Annotated in this window: 13 protein-coding genes; 7 read left to right on the top strand and 6 right to left on the bottom strand. The window is 57.8% G+C overall.

Annotated features, from left to right (window positions below; all coding sequences use genetic code 11):
* Positions 1 to 158: 158 nt before the first annotated feature.
* Both BM029_RS20790 and BM029_RS20785 read right to left on the bottom strand, forming a co-directional pair.
* A complete protein-coding gene (locus tag BM029_RS20790) occupies positions 159 to 623 on the bottom strand; it encodes a cupin domain-containing protein (RefSeq protein WP_092439328.1) in 465 nt (154 codons plus the stop codon).
* Between the two features lie 15 nt (positions 624 to 638).
* Positions 639 to 1,292 carry a glutathione S-transferase family protein gene (locus tag BM029_RS20785; RefSeq protein ID WP_092439326.1) on the bottom strand — a complete coding sequence of 218 codons (654 nt, stop codon included), beginning with the start codon at positions 1,290 to 1,292 and terminating at the stop codon, positions 639 to 641.
* 141 nt (positions 1,293 to 1,433) lie between these two features.
* Between BM029_RS20785 and BM029_RS20780 the strand changes: the two genes are divergently transcribed.
* From BM029_RS20780 to BM029_RS20765, 4 genes are all read left to right on the top strand, one after another.
* On the top strand, positions 1,434 to 2,657 hold the full coding sequence (locus tag BM029_RS20780) for a polyhydroxyalkanoate depolymerase (protein ID WP_092439324.1): 1,224 nt from the start codon (positions 1,434 to 1,436) through the stop codon (positions 2,655 to 2,657).
* A 154-nt stretch (positions 2,658 to 2,811) separates the two neighbouring features.
* Entirely contained in the window at positions 2,812 to 6,165 is a 3,354-nt protein-coding gene (locus BM029_RS20775; RefSeq protein ID WP_092439322.1) for a transglutaminase family protein, read from the top strand.
* 364 nt (positions 6,166 to 6,529) lie between these two features.
* The gene (locus BM029_RS20770; protein ID WP_092439320.1) at positions 6,530 to 9,076 is read left to right on the top strand and encodes a circularly permuted type 2 ATP-grasp protein; all 2,547 of its coding nucleotides are present in this window, start codon (positions 6,530 to 6,532) and stop codon (positions 9,074 to 9,076) included.
* Positions 9,073 to 10,017, top strand: a complete 945-nt coding sequence (locus BM029_RS20765) for a transglutaminase family protein (protein WP_371329150.1) — start codon at positions 9,073 to 9,075, stop codon at positions 10,015 to 10,017. Before BM029_RS20770 ends, BM029_RS20765 begins: the two co-directional genes overlap by 4 nt.
* A gap of 13 nt (positions 10,018 to 10,030) precedes the next feature.
* Here the strand turns inward: BM029_RS20765 and BM029_RS20760 are convergent, their stop codons facing one another.
* Genes BM029_RS20760 through BM029_RS20745 form a run of 4 tightly spaced genes read right to left on the bottom strand, consistent with a single transcriptional unit; the run spans position 10,031 to position 14,655 of the window.
* Entirely contained in the window at positions 10,031 to 12,067 is a 2,037-nt protein-coding gene (locus BM029_RS20760) for a sodium:solute symporter family protein (RefSeq protein WP_092439316.1), read from the bottom strand.
* Positions 12,064 to 12,330, bottom strand: a complete 267-nt coding sequence (locus tag BM029_RS20755; protein ID WP_092439314.1) for a DUF4212 domain-containing protein — start codon at positions 12,328 to 12,330, stop codon at positions 12,064 to 12,066. Before BM029_RS20755 ends, BM029_RS20760 begins: the two co-directional genes overlap by 4 nt.
* Before the next feature lie 33 nt (positions 12,331 to 12,363).
* The gene (locus BM029_RS20750; RefSeq protein ID WP_092439312.1) at positions 12,364 to 13,911 is read right to left on the bottom strand and encodes a sensor histidine kinase; all 1,548 of its coding nucleotides are present in this window, start codon (positions 13,909 to 13,911) and stop codon (positions 12,364 to 12,366) included.
* Positions 13,912 to 13,920: 9 nt separating this feature from the next.
* The gene (locus tag BM029_RS20745) at positions 13,921 to 14,655 is read right to left on the bottom strand and encodes a response regulator transcription factor (protein ID WP_092439310.1); all 735 of its coding nucleotides are present in this window, start codon (positions 14,653 to 14,655) and stop codon (positions 13,921 to 13,923) included.
* Positions 14,656 to 14,767: 112 nt separating this feature from the next.
* On the opposite strand from BM029_RS20745, the gene BM029_RS20740 reads away from it, so the two are divergent.
* From BM029_RS20740 to trpS, 3 genes are all read left to right on the top strand, one after another.
* On the top strand, positions 14,768 to 15,169 hold the full coding sequence (locus tag BM029_RS20740) for a hypothetical protein (protein WP_139217310.1): 402 nt from the start codon (positions 14,768 to 14,770) through the stop codon (positions 15,167 to 15,169).
* A 254-nt stretch (positions 15,170 to 15,423) separates the two neighbouring features.
* Positions 15,424 to 16,386 carry a Tim44 domain-containing protein gene (locus BM029_RS20735; protein ID WP_092439307.1) on the top strand — a complete coding sequence of 321 codons (963 nt, stop codon included), beginning with the start codon at positions 15,424 to 15,426 and terminating at the stop codon, positions 16,384 to 16,386.
* A 136-nt stretch (positions 16,387 to 16,522) separates the two neighbouring features.
* Positions 16,523 to 17,557, top strand: coding sequence for a tryptophan--tRNA ligase (trpS, locus tag BM029_RS20730; protein ID WP_092439305.1), 1,035 nt, complete (start codon positions 16,523 to 16,525; stop codon positions 17,555 to 17,557).
* Positions 17,558 to 17,949 lie beyond the last annotated feature (392 nt).

Here is a 17,949-nt window from a genome sequence, read left to right as displayed (position 1 = left end):
AAAAGATTATTCAAAAATTAACATGTGATGTTGTAATTTGAACAGGCTTTATTTTAGACAATGCCGGGTCAGCTCTTAGCAAATTTTGCGTAATCTGGGTGGCGTCCTCCATGTTGTTTTGATTGCAAAAACCTGGTGTCCAATGCCGCTCAACGCGATCAGGTCCACGGCGTCGGCGCCGGGACGGCGCACGGTGCCGGCATGTCGATTGAAGTGAATGCCGCCGGGCTGACGATTTCAAGATACTCCATGTCTTCCGAGTAGTCGAATAAAAAATGCACTATGCCTGGGCGTTGATGCACGCAGTCGCCGGCCTTGACCAGCGTTTCCTTATCGCCGTACATGAAACGAGCCCAGCCCTTGAGCATGTAGACAATATGGAAATTAGCTTCGTGCCGGTGCCAGCCGGTACCTACTTCGGGCGCCATGTTGGCTTTCACCAGATGCGCCACCACCTGGCCGCCGGTGGCGGCGGCAATCCCGAGATCGCGATACAGGAAAAAATCACGCAGGCCGCCCGATTCGAATTCAGTATCGCCCTCGCGGACATGCGAGAACGAGGTGGCCGACGATTCGGCCGACGACACAGCCGGGCTGGCAGTTGTACCTGTGCTTGTATCCATCGCAGCTATCCTTTCTCAAAACTCTACATCCAGTTCATTGATGTCGTCCGGTTCAAGCTTGGCGGCCTTGATCCATTCCTGCATTTCCGGCATTGCAATAATGCGTTTGCAATAGGCGCTGCAGACGGAATCCAGTTTTACATCGTACGTCAAAAACCGGGTCGCCACCGGTGCATACATGGCATCGGCTATCGAGCGTTCGCCAAACAGGAATGGTCCGCCATAGGTCGCCAGGCATTGTTTCCAGATGGTGGTGATACGTTTGATGTCGGCTTCGGCACGTGACCACACCTTGAAGTCGGGAAAATGCGCTTTGATGTTCATCGGCAGCGCCGAACGCAAGGCGCTGAAGCCGGAATGCATTTCGCCGCAGATCGAACGGCAGTGGGCGCGCGCGGCGCGGTCCGCCGGCAGCAGCCCGGCCTTGGGCCGGATCTCGTGCAGATATTCACCGATAGCCAAGGTATCCCACACCACGATATTGCCGTGATACAGGCAAGGCACCAGGATCGACGACGACAGCAGCAGGATTTCGGCGCGTGCATCCGGATCGTCCGGCGAGATCGGGTTTTCCTGGAATTCAAGGCCGGAAAACCGCGTCATCAGCCAGCCGCGCAACGACCACGACGAATAATTTTTACTGGTAATGCTCAATGTGGTCTTAGGCATGGCAATATTCTTCCGTATTGGGTCGAAAGTGACGTGATTGGCAAACCGTTTGACAACTACTGAGCAAAGGCCGTGCCAGAGATATGGGCATGGATATTGCAGACGAGGTGTTTGCCGGCATTCCAATAACAGGGTAGTCCCATGACTAAAATTTACCAGGCATATCAGGGCTATTCGGATCTTAGCGATCCGATGCGCGCGTGGGCTGGCATGGCCGCACCGGTGTTGGGCTACAAGTGGCAAGGATGGCCCGACAGTCTGGCGCTGCGAAAGCTGGCTGCAGCTTGCGAAGTGTTTTCCTGCACCCGGTTGACGCATCAGCGCCCCGCATTCGGGATAAACAGCGTGGAGGAGAATGGCTGCACGGTTTCGGTGCATGAAGAAGTGGCCGAACAGACACCATTCTGTACTTTGTTGCGTTTCCGCAAGGACAGCAAGGTAGTGCAGCCGCGTGTACTCGTGGTGGCACCGATGTCGGGACATTTCGCCACCTTGCTGCGCGGCACCGTGAGCACGCTCCTGCGCGATCATGACGTATATATCACCGACTGGCACAATGCGCGCGACGTGGCCTTGAGCGACGGCCGTTTCGGCTTCGACGAATATGTCGCGCACCTGATCCGTTTCATCGAAAAAATCGGCCCCGGCACGCATCTGCTGGCGGTCTGCCAGCCGACTGTAGCGGCGCTGGCGGCGGTAGCGCTGATGGCTGCCGAACGACATCCGGCGCAACCATCCAGCATGACCTTGATGGCCGGCCCCATCGATACCCGCATCAATCCGACAGCAGTCAATCACCTGGCGAAAAGCAAACCTATCACCTGGTTCGAAGACAATCTGGTCAGCACCGTTCCCGGCCGTTTCGCCGGTAGCCAGCGCCAGGTCTATCCCGGTTTCCTGCAGCTGAATGCATTCATGAGCATGAACCTGGAACGCCACCTCAAGGCTTTTCAAAACCTGTACAACTATCTGGTGGAAGGCGAAGACGATAAAGCCAACGTCATCAAGACTTTCTATGCCGAGTATTTCGCCATGTCGGATCTGGCGGCAGAGTTTTATCTGGAAACGGTACAAAGCGTTTTCCAGGATCACGCATTACCACTTGGCGAAATGAAGGCATTAGGGCGTACGATAGAACCGGCGGCGATTCGCCGCACCGCATTGTTTACCGTAGAGGGGGAGAAGGATGATATCTGCGCAGTAGGCCAGACCGTGGCGGCGCAGGACATGTGCAGCGGCATACGGCCCTACATGAAGACGCATCATGTGCAAACCGGTGTCGGCCACTATGGCGTATTCAATGGCCACCGCTGGGACAAGGAAATCTATCCGCGCTTGCGCGAATTTATTTACAGCCACCAGTAGGGTGGGCACGCCTTTGTGCCCACGCGTGACCGTGATAACCGGAGTGCACGCCCATGCGGTGCCTCAACAGGCGTGTACGTGATGTGAATTCACGCGTGGGCACAAAGGCGTGCCCGCCCTACGAAAAAATTATTGATTGCCACAGAGGATATCCATGTCAATTCACGTAGCACTCAATCATCTCACCACTTATCGTTACGAACGTCCGATCAGCCTGGGACCCCAAATCATCCGCTTGCGGCCGGCGCCGCATTGCCGCACCCGGATCCTGAGTTATTCGCTGCGGATATTGCCGGAACCGCATTTTATCAACTGGCAGCAAGACCCACAGGCCAACTATCTGGCGCGGCTGGTGTTTCCGGAAAAGGCCAGTGAATTCCGCATCGAAGTCGATCTGGTAGCCGAGATGTCGGTGCTCAATCCCTTCGATTTTTTTCTTGAACCGTATGCCGAGAAAGTGCCGTTTTCCTACGCGCCGGAATTACAGAACGAGCTGGAGCCGTACCGCAAGAAATTGCCGCTGACGCCGTTGCTGCAAAAATTTCTGGATCAGGTACCGCGTGAAAGAATACGCACAGAGGATTTCCTGGTCAGTCTGAACCAGCAGCTGGCGCAAATGATCAGCTATACCATTCGCATGGAACCGGGAGTGCAGACGCCGGAGCAGACTCTCGACCTTGGTTCAGGTTCCTGTCGCGATTCGTCGTGGCTGCTGGTGCAGATACTGCGCTACCTGGGTTTGGCGGCGCGTTTCGTATCGGGTTACCTGATCCAGCTGACGGCCGACCAGAAATCGCTGGATGGCCCATCCGGACCGCAAACCGATTTCACCGACCTGCACGCCTGGTGCGAAGTGTACCTGCCCGGCGCCGGATGGATCGGTCTCGATCCAACCTCCGGTTTGTTCGCAGGGGAGGGGCACATCCCGCTGTCGTGCACGCCGGAGCCGTCGTCGGCAGCACCGGTCAGCGGCATGGTCGAGCCATGCGAAGTAGAATTCGAACACGCCATGAGCGTACGTCGCATCTGGGAATCGCCGCGCGTCACCAAGCCGTATAGCGAGCAGCAATGGGAAGAGATTGAAGAACTGGGCCACGCCATCGACGATGACCTGGATACGCTAGATGTGCGTCTGACGATGGGCGGTGAACCGACTTTTGTCGCGCTCGATCATCCGGATGGCGAGGAATGGAACACGGCTGCGATGGGCCCTACCAAGAAACCGCTGGCGGCTGAACTCTATCATCGGCTGCGGCAGCAATATGCGGCGCAAGGCTTGCCGCATTTCGGCCAGGGAAAATGGTACCCGGGCGAACAGTTGCCGCGCTGGTCGCTCAATTGTTACTGGCGTCGCGACGGCGAACCGATCTGGACCACGCCAGCATTGATTGCAGATGAAACCCGGGCGCAGGTGAAAGCCGGCGATGACAATGTCGCAGAACGTTTTTTACAAGGCGTTGCCGCGCGCCTGTCGCTGGATCGCCAACACGTGTTTGCTGCCTATGAGGATATTTACTACTACTTGTGGCGCGAGCGCCGTCTGGCGATTAACGTCGATCCGTCCGACGCGCGGCTGGATGACAAGCAGGAACGCGCCAGGCTGGCACGCGTCTTTTCGCAAGGCTTGCGCAAAGTTGCCGGCTACGTATTGCCGCTGGCCCGCAGCGACGATGAACGCGAGTGGAAAAGCGGTAGCTGGTATTTGCGCGGTGAGTTCTGCTATCTGCTACCCGGCGATTCGCCGTTAGGCTACCGACTGCCGCTCGATTCGCAGCCATGGGTCAAGACTGATGATTACCCTTACGTGCATCAGCCCGATCCTACGCAGGCCTTCCAGCCATTGCCGATTGCACAGCAAATCCGTCATCGGCTTGCGACGCCGGCTGCTACCGCCGGCAAGGATAAGGCAGCCGCTGCAGATGCGCCGAAATATAGTTCGGCTTTCGCCAGTGAAGCACAAGCGGCGCCGGCGCCATTCGAGTCGGCCGATGAGATTGCCCGCACTGCCTTGTGTGCGGAAGTACGGCAAGGTGTGCTGTATCTGTTCATGCCACCGCTGGCCCGGCTGGAAGACTATCTGGAGTTGGTAGCAGCGATCGAAGCCACAGCCCAGGCTTTGAAGCAGCCGTTGTTGATGGAAGGTTATGAGCCGCCCAACGACCCGCGGCTGGGTAAATTCAGCGTCACTCCCGACCCTGGTGTGATCGAAGTAAATATCCAGCCCATGCATAGCTGGAGCGAGTTGGTTGCCAACACTACCTATCTGTATGACGTCGCACGCGAGACCCGTTTGACCACCGAGAAATTCATGCTCGACGGTCATCACTCCGGCACCGGTGGCGGCAATCACCTGGTGCTGGGCGGCGCCACCACCAGCGACTCGCCATTCCTGCGGCGTCCGGATCTGTTGCGTAGCCTGATCAGTTATTGGCACAACCATCCGTCGTTGTCTTATCTGTTTTCCGGCATGTTCATCGGCCCCACTTCGCAAGCGCCGCGCGTGGACGAAGCGCGCAACGACGCCGTGGTCGAGCTGGAACTGGCGTTCACAGAGATGGATAAGCAACTCGCCGCTGACGGTTGCGCACCATGGCTGGTGGACCGGTTGCTGCGCAATCTGTTGATCGACGTGACCGGCAACACGCACCGCGCCGAGTTTTGCATCGACAAACTGTATTCACCCGACAGCAGCACCGGCCGTCTTGGTTTGCTGGAATTGCGCGCGTTTGAAATGCCGCCGCATGCGCGCATGAGCCTGACCCAGCAATTGCTGCTGCGGGCGCTGGTAGCGCGCTTTTGGAAAACGCCATACAAGCCGCCACGCCTGGTGCGCTGGGGCACCGAGTTGCATGATCGTTTCCTGCTGCCGCATTTCATCTGGCAGGATTTCTGCGACGTGATGGATGACATGCAGCAGGCCGGGTATGCGCTCAAGCCGGAATGGTTTGCGCCGCACTTCGAGTTCCGCTTTCCAAAGATCGGCGATTTTGCCGTCAATGGCATCGCCCTCGAACTGCGCACGGCGCTGGAACCATGGCATGTACTGGGCGAGGAAAGCCGCTCCGGCGGCAACGCCCGTTACGTCGACTCCTCGCTCGAACGGTTGCAGGTGAAAGTCAGTGGCATGGCGCCCGATCGCTATGTGCTGACCTGCAACGGCGTGCCCGTGCCTTTGCAGCCGACAGGGCGCGTCGGCGAGTTTGTCAGCGGCGTGCGGTACCGCGCCTGGCAACCGCCGTCAGCCCTGCATCCGACCATCGGCATCGATTCGCCCTTGACCTTCGATCTGGTGGATACCTGGAACGGTCGCAGCCTGGGCGGTTGCCAATATCACGTGGTGCATCCGGGCGGGCGTAGCTACGAGACGTTCCCGGTCAATGCTTTCGAAGCGGAAAGCCGGCGTCTCGCGCGTTATTTCCGTCTCAATCACACCCCGGGGCAGATGCAGGTAACTATGCCGATAGCATCCATCGAGCTCCCATTTACGTTAGACTTACGTCACTTCTGATCAAGCTCGGCAGGCATGGTCGAAAAAGCTGTAACGCAACTATTTCCTGGTTGCGCTACAGCTTTTGGACGCGCTGGCGGCTGATCTTGCATTTAAACTGTTCCAGGTGACGCAAGCGATCGATTGTCCTAGAAACGGCAGTAGACCACTAGTTTGTACTTGGATAGACGTCTGGGCATTGTGAATATGAGGACCTTGTCGATTCACCCACAGGGTGGCAACGTTACGCACCCGATTGCACTTTTGTCGGCGCACCTGGCTGCGTTGCTCCTCCTAGCAGGGAAAGCCCTGCCGCGTCGTCGCGCCTTGCCACGTGCACCGGCAAAAGCGCACTCGGGCGCGTTCTACTGCCGTCTCTAGGACTATGTACCAGCGCTTACTTGAGAGTTACCCCGCAGAAGCGGATCGTTACGACGAAATGCTTGAAGCCGGCGGTCGCCTGCGGCCGCATTGGCGTACGCTGATCGATCAGCTGGAAGGCTTGTCGCCAGAGATTTTGCGGCGCCGCGCGCGCGAGGTGCGCGAAGCGATTGCTGCAGAAGGCGTTACCTACAATGTGTACGCCGATCCGCAAGGCGCCAACCGCCCCTGGGAACTGGATCTGTTGCCGCAGATCATCTCCGCCGATGAATGGCAGACTTTGTCCGCAGCAGTAACCCAGCGTGCGCGCCTGCTCAACGCGGTCCTGGCCGATCTGTACGGCCCCCAAACACTGCTTTCGGAAGGGTTGCTGCCACCGGCATTGGTATTCGGCCAGCATGGCTACCTTTGGCCCTGCCGCGGCATAGAACCGCCGGCTGGCATACATTTGCACCTGTATGCGATCGACCTGGCGCGTTCACCTGATGGCCATTGGTGGGTCATGTCGGATCGTACCCAGGGACCTTCGGGTGCCGGTTACGCCTTGCAGAACCGGCAGATCATGTCGCGCGCATTACCGGATACGGTGCGCGACATGCATGTCCAATCCCTGCTGAAATTTTTCCACACACTGCACGATAGTCTGAACACGCTGGCGCCGGCCGGCGGTGAACCGCCGCTGGTGGTGTTGCTGACGCCGGGACCGTATAACGAAACGTACTCCGAGCACGCATTCCTGGCGCATACCCTGGGCTTTCCGCTGGTCGAAGGGGCAGATCTGATGGTGCGCGGCGACATGGTGTACCTGAAGACGCTGAGCGGTTTGCGGCGCGTCCATGCGATCCTGCGGCGGCTGGATGACGATTATTGCGATCCGCTCGAATTGCGCGCCGACTCAGCCCTCGGGATTCCCGGCCTGGTGCAGGCAGCGCGCCTCGGCAATGTGCTGATCGCCAACTCACTCGGCAGCGGCGTGCTCGAATCCGGCGCCTTGCACGGCTTTCTGCCGGCCATTTGCGAACGCTTGCTGGGCCAGCCGCTGGCCTTGCCGGCGGTGGCGTCGTGGTGGTGCGGCGAAAAGCCTGCGTTGGATTACACCTTGGCCAATCTGGAGCAGCTGGTGATCATGCCGGCGTTCCCATCGATGCGCATGCAACCGGTCTATGGCCACAGTCTGAACGCACAATCGCGCCAACGCGTGATCGATAGTTTGCTGGCCCAGCCGCATGCCTATGTGGCGCAGGAATGGGTGCGTTTGTCGCAGGCGCCGGTATTATCGCGCAGCGGCGAATATCGCTTGATGAGCCGCGCGGTGAGCTTGCGGGTATTCGTGGTCGCCGCTGCCGACGGCAGCTACCATGTGATGCCGGGCGGCCTGACGCGGGTCGCACCGCGCCAGCGCAAGGATGTGGTATCGATGCAGCAGGGCGGCGCCAGTAAAGATGTGTGGGTGTTGAGTCAGGTGCGGCCGGAAGTGAGTGAAGCGACCGCACCATTGGCAGCGCCGCTGGAAGCCATCGATGCGCGGCAGCGCGCACTGGATACGATTTACAGCACCGTCGATATTTCATCGCATGCCGGCGAAAACCTGTTCTGGATGGGGCGCTACGCCGAGCGCTGCGACAACCTGGCGCATCTGCTCAGGGCGACCCTGCAACGCAGCACCGATCTGCAGGGTGAAGCGCGCGAGACTTTTTACCAGCTCTGTGAAATCTGCCGAGGCCTCGGGATTACTCTGCCGAGCGCCACGACAGCAGGGCGGCCAACCGTCAACGCCATGCAGCTAGGCCTGATTGCTGCCATCGTCGATCCCACCGCGAGCGTCAGCATCGCCGCCAATCTGCGTCATTTGCATCATTGCGGTTACCAAGTGCGCGAACACCTCTCGCTGGATAACTGGCAAGCGCTTAATCGCATGCCAGGCCTGACGGCAGACAGCGGCGCTCACACCGGTGCGACACCTAGCGGCGCATTGACCATACTGAACAACGTGATCCAGGCGTGCGTGGGCCTGGCCGGACACGCGCTAGACGACATGACGCGCGACGAAGGCTGGCATTTCCTGATGCTGGGCCGGCACATAGAACGCATGACGCATCTGGCGACCTTGTTCGGCCAGTTCCTGCAGTTGCCGGCAGAGCGCCAGAACAAGACCTTGCCGTGGCTGCTGGAGTCAGCCAACAGCGTAGTCACTTATCGCGTGCGCTATCGACGGGCGCCGGAATGGCTGCCGGTGTTGCATCTGCTGGTGTTCGACGTCAGTAATCCGCATGGCATCGCATTCCAGTTCCATATGCTGGAGCGCTATCTGAGCGATATCGCTGAACAACTCGGCACCCTCAACATGGATACGCCGGCGCATTTATCAGCCTTGCTGCGTGAATTTGAATTACAGGACTTAAGCCACGATTCCTTGTTTGTGGCAGATGCACATGCGCGTCTGGTGCAACTGATGCGCGATGCGATCACCGGCGCTTTTTCCTTGTCCGATGAATTGGCCCGGCATTTCTTTACTCCCCTGAATGCACCGGTGAGCCAGGGAGTGTCATGATGAGCGAGCACCCTTCTTACACTTATCACATTCGTCACGATACGCACTATGCGTATTCGCAAGCAGTGCGCTTGTCGCACCAGATGCTGCGCCTGACGCCGCGTTCGCTGCCATGGCAAACCTGCACTTCGCACGGTATCAGCATTACGCCCGAACCGCAAAACCTGCGATTGCTGCTGGATAGTTTCGGTAATCCGATGCAATCGTTTTCGTTGGAAAGCGACCATACCGATCTGCGCGCGCTGGCCGAATCCTGGGTCACGCTGACGCCGCGCCAATTACCTTCGGTCACGCCGACCTGGGAGCAGGCACGTGCCGCGCTTTCGTATCACGCCGGCCAATATTTATTACCCGACGATCTGGAAGCCACGCGCTACCTGTTTGAATCGGCGCACGTGCGGATCAAGCGCGAGCTTCTGGCTTACGCCGCAGAGTCGTTTACGCCCGGATTGCCGTTACTGGCAGGGATAGAAGCCTTGATGACGCGGATTTTCCAGGAATTTACCTTTGACCCGTTGGCCACCACGGTATCAACGCCGGTCACCGAGGTATTTGCTACCCGACGCGGTGTATGCCAGGATTTTGCGCACTTCATGCTTTCCTGCCTGCGCTCAATGGGTTTGGCGGCGCGCTATGTCAGCGGTTATCTGCTGACCGAACCACCGCCGGGACAGCCGCGCTTGATCGGCGCCGACGCTTCGCATGCCTGGGTATCGATATATTGCCCGAGCCTCGATGGCCAGCCCAGCAGTTGGATAGATGCCGATCCGACCAATGGCATCTTTCCGGACACCAGCCACATCACGCTCGGCTGGGGCCGCGATTTTCTCGACGTCTCGCCCTTGCGCGGCGTGCTGATTGGCGGCGGGCAGCAAACCATGGATGTGGCAGTGACGGTATTGCCGGCACATGAGGCGCCGGGGTTTGGTTTCGCGGTGTGAGGCGGCAGCTTTTTTAAGGCGCCCGAATCTGATGCAGCAACGCAACCGCACGCGGATCCGGCGGCGGTGTCAGCAAGCTCACCACAATCAGCGTCAGCAAACTCGCCGGCACGCCAAAAACACCGGCAGCCATCGGCGCGATGTGGAACCATTGGCCGCTGACTGAACCGCCGAGCGCCGGATAGGTGTGCAGCATGTAATAGATGCAGGTGCTGAACCCGACTACGATGGCGGCAATCGCCCCTTGCTGGTTGCCGCGTTTCCAGAACACCCCCAGCGCCAGCACCGGGAACAAGGTCGAGGCCGCCAGCGAAAATGCCGCGCCTACCATCGACAGGATATCGCCCGGTTTCAATGATGCGGTGTACGCCGCCAGCAACGCCACTACCAGCAACAGCAACTTGGATACGGTGACACGCTTGGCGTTGGAAGCATGCGGATCGATCATCTTGTAATAGACATCGTGCGACAAGGCGTTGGAAATCGTCAGCAGCAAGCCGTCGGCGGTCGATAGCGCTGCCGCCAGTCCACCCGCCGCGACCAGTCCGGAAATGTAATAGGGCAGGCCGGCGATCTCTGGCGTCGCCAACATGATCATATCGCCGTCCAGATTGATTTCCGACAGCTGCACAATGCCGTCGTGGTTAAGATCGACAATACTGACCAGGGGATTGCTCTTGTCGATATTAGCCCAGTACGATACCCATTCCGGCAGGTGCGCATACTGGGAGCCGACCAGCGAGGTGTAGATGGTGTATTTCACCAGCACCGCCAGCGCCGGCACTGTGAGGTAGATCAGCACGATGAAAAACAGCGTCCAGAATACCGACTTGCGGGTTTCCTGCACTGACGGCGTGGTGTAGTAGCGCATCAGGATGTGCGGCAAGGAAGCCGTGCCCAGCATCAGGCAAAACACCAGCGCCAGGAAATTATTCCGTTTGATATCCGATGCTTCCTTGGTCGCGCCGGGATAGGGCGTTGCCTGCGGTAGCGGTGGCTCGGCGCGCGCCAGGTTGGCGGCTTTGTCCTGCTGCCATTTGCGCTCGGCTTCCTCTGGTGTCTTCGGATAGTTGTTCAAGGCGCGATTCGCGGCTCGGATCTCGATCAGGGAACTGTTGTTGCGCTTGAGTAGTTCGAGATGCTGCTGTGCATCTATGCGCCCCTGTTCCCAGGATTTCGGTATATTGCGCAGGCGCGTATCGAAGTCATCGGCGTTGGCTTTGAACATCGCCCGTACTTCGATCTCCTTCGGATCTTTATCCAGTTTCTTTTCGATGGTGTCGATTTGCGACAGCACCGAGCCGTAGGAAAATGGCGCTACCGGGTTGTGCGTATGTACTGTCGATAGCCAGATGACCGGAATCAAATAGGCAAATAGAATAATGATGTACTGCGCCACCTGGGTCCAGGTAATCGCCCGCATGCCGCCCAGGAAAGAACAGACCAGGATACTGGCCAGGCCGAGGAAAATGCCGACCGAAAAGTCAACGCCGGTAAAGCGAGAGGTGATCAGGCCTACGCCGTAGATTTGCGCCACTACGTAAATGAAGGAAATCACTACTGTAGCCGCCACCGCAACTATTCGTACGGGATTGCTGTTGGTGTGGCCACGATAGCGTGCGGCGAGGAAATCCGGGATCGTGTATTGGCCGAACTTGCGCAGATACGGGGCGATCATCAAGGCAACCAGGCAATAGCCGCCGGTCCAGCCGATGACGTAAGCCAGGCCATCGAAGCCTTGCAAGTAGAGACCGCCGGCCAGGCTGATGAAAGTGGCGGCAGAGATCCAGTCGGCAGCGGTTGCCATGCCGTTGAACAGCCCCGGCACGCGCCGTCCTGCCACATAGTATTCCGATACATCCGACGTGCGGCTGACGATGCCGATGCCGGCATACAGGACGATGGTGGCAAACATGAACAGGTAGCCGATCCAGGTGCGCGGCAAGCCCTCTTTTTCCAGGATCGCCAATACCACCAGCAAGAGGATGAAGCCGCCGGTATACCAACCGTAATAGCGTACCAGCCGCCAGAAGAAAGATTTATCGTTCATTGCTGCTCGCGGTCCGGCTGGCGTTGATCTGCTTTTTTCATTTGCCAGGTATATACCGCGACGATCAGCAGGTAGATCAGCGCCAGTCCCTGCGCCGCCATATAAAACGACAACGGCCAGCCGAACAGACTTATGTTCGACAGCTCACGGGCAAAGAAGATGACGGAGAAGGTCAGTACAAACCAGATCAGCAACAGCCCCGACGTCAGTCGTCTGGTGCTTTGCCAGTGACTGGCGGGATGGCGCGGGCGGAGTTTCAACATACGTATGTCTGGTCTGATGGCTAGTGGTTGTTGTTAATGGAAATCCGTATTGGATTCTGAAACCGGGTTTTCCAACAAGCGAAAGCTGACGCGGAACAGGCTGCCAGGCAATTCCGGATCGGTGCTGCGCGGATTGTAGGAAATCGTCACTTCGGCATCATGTTGCTGGGCGATTTCGCGCACGATCGCCAGCCCCAGGCCGCTGCCATTGCCGCCGCCGCTGCCGAGGATACGGTAGAAGCGTTGGAACACGTGGTCACGCTCGGCTGGCGGAATGCCGGCGCCGGTATCCTCGACTTCTAGTATCGCCATTCCTGTTGCCGACTCGCCGCGAACACGGACGGTAACGCTGCCTTCGACAGGCGTGTAGTGCAAAGCATTGTCGATCAGGTTGCCAAGCAGTTCGCGCAACATGAGCGGGTTACACAAGATCGGCAATGCCTGTTCGGCCTGTTCAAAACCAAAATCGATACGCTGGGTGAACGAAGCCTGGACCCAGTCCTGCACCACCGCACGCGCGAATTCGGATAAATCGACTTGCACAAACGGCGCACTCTCCTGCGACTGGTTTTCCGCCCGCGCCAGTGACAACAATTGATTGACCAGCCGGGTCGCCGACTCGGAACTCTTTGCCAATTGTTCTAGTGACCGATGAATATCGTGGTGGCTGGTCTGCCGCAATGCCAGTTCGGACTGCATGCGCATGCCGGCCAGCGGTGTTTTCATCTGGTGTGCAGCATCGGCAATGAAACGTTTCTGGGTTTGAATCGAAAGTGAAAGGCGCGACAGCATATCGTTGAGTGAACGCACCAGCGGCGAGATTTCTTCCGGCACCTGGCCTGAATCGATCGGGCTCAGGTCGTCCGGTCGCCGGGCCCGGATCCGCTGCTGCAATTCGGACAATGGCGACAGGCCGCGCGACAAGGCAAACCAGATCAGCGCCAGCGCAATCGGCAGGATCAGGAATTGCGGCAGGATCACGCCCTTGATGATTTCGTTCGCCAGCCGGGCGCGCTTTTCCAGCGTTTCTCCTACTTGCACCAGCGCTAGCCGTGGCGGTTCTTTCTTGCCGGCAGCGTCATTGGCGTCGATCGCACTGCGCAGATCGACATAGGTGTAGGCGATCCGCACATCGTTGCCGTGCACGGAGCTATCCAAAAACCGGACCGTGCCCGGATGTAAGGGATCTTCTTCGGTCACCGGCAAATGCATGTCGCGGTCGCCGTCGATATATTCGCCATGCGGACCGGTGATCAGGTAATAGACATTATCGACATCGTCGGCGCGCAGGAAATCACGGGACGGATTGGTCAGGCGCGTCACGACCTTGCCGTTGACTTCGCTGACCTGCTGCGACAATACCGTGACGCTATCGTCCAGCGCCTGGTCGAAGGGCTGGTTGGCAATCGACTTTGCGACGACATAGGTAATCGCGATGCTGATCGGCCATAGCAGCAACAGCGGCACCAGCATCCAGTCCAGGATCTCGCCGAACAGGGAGCGTTGTACCCGCTCTTCAGTGTGATTGGCAGATGGGTTGGTCGGGCTTGGCTGCGCGGCCAGGGATTGAGTGTCGCGCATGGGCAAGTATTAGCGGCGGCTGGACGAATCCACCGGGGACAGCGGTGCGGCGGAAATTGCGGAACTGACTTGCGGTTCGCTGATTTTTTCCAGGCAGTAGCCGAGACCGCGCACTGTGGCAATCCGCACGCCGCCGATTTCGATTTTCTTGCGCAAACGATGGACATACACTTCGATGGCGTTATTGCTGACTTCTTCGCCCCATTCGCACAGGTGATCGACCAGTTGCTCCTTGGAGACCAGGCGACCGGTGCGCTGCAGCAACACTTCCAGCAAGCCGAGTTCACGTGCCGAGAGGTCGAGCATCTGTTCGTTGATATAGGCGATCCGTCCGACCTGATCGTAACTTAGCGGGCCGTGCTTGATGACGGTGGGGCCGCCGCCGGCGCCACGCCGGGTCAGCGCACGTACCCGCGCTTCCAGTTCGGACAGCTCAAACGGCTTGGCCATGTAGTCGTCGGCGCCCAGGTCGAGCCCTTTTACCCGTTGCTCGAGCGAATCGGCGGCAGTCAGGATCAGCACCGGTAGCCGTGAATTGCGGGCGCGCAGACGGCGCAGCACCTCGAGGCCGGTCATTTTGGGCAGCCCCAGGTCGAGGATCAGCAAATCGAAATCCTGGGTCGACAAGGCTGAATCCGCTTCCATCCCGTTCATCACGCAGTCGGTGGCATAACCCGACTGGCGCAGCGAACGCGTCAGTCCATCGGCTAAAACACTGTCGTCTTCGGCAAGCAAAATGCGCATGTTGGTGGTGTTTCCGTGTACGGTGGGTGGAAGGTACTGCTTGTAGTCTATGGCGTTTCATTCTTTGCAGCAAGGTCGACAGCAAAATTACCGCTTCTGTTTGGTATAATCATTGCCACCTAATCTGACCCGGATCCGCTTTCCCACTTTGATGCGACGCTTACTGATTCTTTTGCTGATGTTTCTGCTGCCTATGCAAGTCTTTGCAGGCATGACTGAATTTAAAGCAAACCCTCAGGCAAACGTAGTGGCGACGCTGGCATACGCGGTTCAGCAAGATGATCATCAGGACGCTCGAAAAGGTGCGCCGGTCTGTAAGGCTGACATCGATTGCAGCTCACAGGATAGCGTTGTGGACGACATCGAGATGCATGTCGATCTTGGCGATGAGACGGTACCTGCTTTTCCCCTTATATTTGCCGCTGCGGCAATTGCTTCAACACCGGCGCTAAGTAACGACAAAGCGCGCCAACCTCCGTTTTTACCTCCGGTCGGACCTCCGCCTAGAGCCTAAGCGCCTTTACGTCGCCGTTGCTATTGCAGCTGGCGGCAGGCGCCTTCCTATCTGCCGGGTAAGCTCCCGGCGATTCCAATCATCCACGATGCTGATCGGCAGACTGATGCGCGTCTTGCATCGGGTCTTAATTCCGGGCCGTTTAGCGTCATGGCATGGCTGCGAAGTTTCAAACGAAGTTTAAAAACTCGGCGGTGCATATGACCTCATACGGTCATGCATGACCGTGATTGCATCAAATCTCAGGAGAAAGTATGAAGAAATTATTCGTGGCGCTGATCGTCGTAGCCATGACGTTGTCAGCTGGTATGTCGACCGTTGAAGCCAAGCGCATGGGCGGCGGCAGTTCCTTCGGTAAAAAATCACAAGGCATGAATCGCCAGGCGGCGCCGGCGCAGAATCAGGCCACAAATGCCGCCAAGCCAGCCGCGGCGGCTGCCGCACCGGCCGCTGCTGCAGCCGCCAAACCTAGCATGTGGAAAGGCATGTTGGGCGGCGCTTTGCTGGGCTTGGGCCTGGGCGCGTTGTTGTCCAGCATGGGCCTGGGCGGTGCGATGGCTGGCATGATCAGCAACATGATCATGATCGCCTTGTTCGCGTTTGCCGCCATGTTCATTTACAAGCTGGTACGCCGCAAGATGGGCAACGGTGCCGCTGGCAACAACGGCATGCGTCCTGCGTTTGCTACATCGGCGCCTTCGAGCTTCACGCCGGAAATCGCTTCGCGTGTTGAGCAAGCTTTTCAGCCTATGCAACGTACGGCCTTTGACGCGGCACCTGCAGCGGCGGCGATGGGTGCCGGAGCTGGTGCAGCTGGCGTTGGTGGCTGGGGCGTGCCTGCGGACTTTGATACTGTCGGTTTCTTGCGTCATTCCAAGACTTACTTCCTGCGCCTGCAAGCGGCGTGGGACAAGGCCGATAGCAACGATATCCGCGAATTCACCACGCCGGAGATGTTTGCCGAGTTGCGTATGCAGTTGCAAGAGCGCGGCGCATCGGATAACCATACCGATGTCGTGACGCTGGACGCTGAATTGCTGGGAATCGAGACTGTCGATGCCGACTATCTGGCCAGCGTGAAGTTCACCGGCATGATCAAGGAAGACGACGCTTCTGCTGCTGCGCCGTTTGCCGAGATCTGGAACTTGTCCAAGCCAACCGCGGGACAGGGCGGCTGGATACTGGCAGGGATCGAGCAAGTGGAACAAAACGCCTGAATCTAGCCTTTGGGCAGTTGTAACTCAGGATGGTGTTTAAAAGCCGCCGGCAAGAAATTGCCGGCGGCTTTTTCTTTTGGTTCGTACGACTAATGGCACAATACGGGGTTTTCAGGATATTGCTAAAGGAATGTTAATGAGTTTGCCAACGAGTTTGTCAACGACAGCCCCGGATTCCGCCGTGATTTTGACCGGCGACCGTCCGACTGGTCCGTTGCATCTGGGCCATTTCGTCGGCAGCTTGCGGAATCGGGTTGCTTATCAGCACACTTATCGGCAATTTATCATGCTGGCCGATGCTCAGGCGCTGACTGACAATATGGAGGACACCAACAAGGTGCACCGGAATGTGGTGGAGGTTGCGCTGGATTACCTGGCGGTCGGTATCGATCCGTCTTTGTCGACGATCTTGATTCAGTCGCAGATTCCTGAGCTGGCGGAGTTGACTTTCTATTACCTGAACCTGGTTACCGTGGCGCGGCTGGAGCGTAATCCTACGGTTAAGGAAGAAATCCGGTTGCGGGGGTTTGAGCGGGATATTCCGGCGGGTTTCCTGACTTATCCGGCTAGCCAGGCGGCTGATATCACGGCGTTCAAGGCGGCGCTGGTGCCGGTGGGTGAGGATCAGATTCCTATGATTGAGCAAACCAATGAGATTGTGCGGCGGTTTAATCGTACTGTCGGGCGGGATGTGCTGGTTGAGGCTAAGGCTTTGGTGCCGGAGATTGGGCGTTTGCCGGGTATTGATGGCAAGGCCAAGATGAGTAAATCGTTGGGCAATACGATCAACCTTGGCGCTACAGCGGATGAGATTCGGGCGGCGGTCAAGCAGGTGTATACCGATCCTTTGCATTTGCGGGTGCAGGATCCTGGGCATCTGGAGGGTAATGTGGCTTTCCTTTATCTGGATGCGTTTGATCTTGATAAGGACGGGTTGGCGGAGATGAAGGCGCACTACGTGCGCGGTGGTTTGGGCGATAGCTTGGTGAAGGTGCGTTTGGAAGCCTGCTTGCAGGATTTGCTGGCGCCGATTCGCGCTCGTCGCGAGGAGTTGGCCAAGGACAAGGGGTATGTCATGCAGATCCTGAAAGACGGCACCGCCAAGGCGCGTGAAGTGGCGGCTAAAACCGCCGACGAAGTCAAAGCAGCCCTAGGCCTAAGCTACTTCTAATGTGGTCATTTGGGGTCAGAGTTTTTTTACGATAGTCTCATCGTCGTAAATTACTCTGACCCTGACCCTTCCCCTCAAATAATCGATAAAAATCAAAGGGCTAATGATTTTGAATTGTCAGTTGCATGCATGAGCTGTTAACTTTCTCCTACGTAGCGACCAAACTGCGACAGAGAAAGAGCACTCATGCATGCAAGAAGAATCATACAGAAATTGTTGGAAGAAAGGTGTCCTGGTGTTCACGCCAAACGGGCACAAAGCGTGGCTGCGTTGGTTCAGGCAGCGCTACAAGGTGGGTTAAGTTTGATGGGCTTGAGCCGGCATTTGGACAGTGCCACACCGATACGTCATCGTATCAAACGCTGCGATCGCCTACTGGGCAATAGGAAGTT

It is taken from the genome of Collimonas sp. OK607 (genome assembly GCF_900111995.1).
Taxonomy (GTDB): Bacteria; Pseudomonadota; Gammaproteobacteria; order Burkholderiales; family Burkholderiaceae_D; genus Collimonas.
Note: the sequence above shows the minus strand (reverse complement) of the source record. Positions and strands in the feature narration are given on the sequence as shown.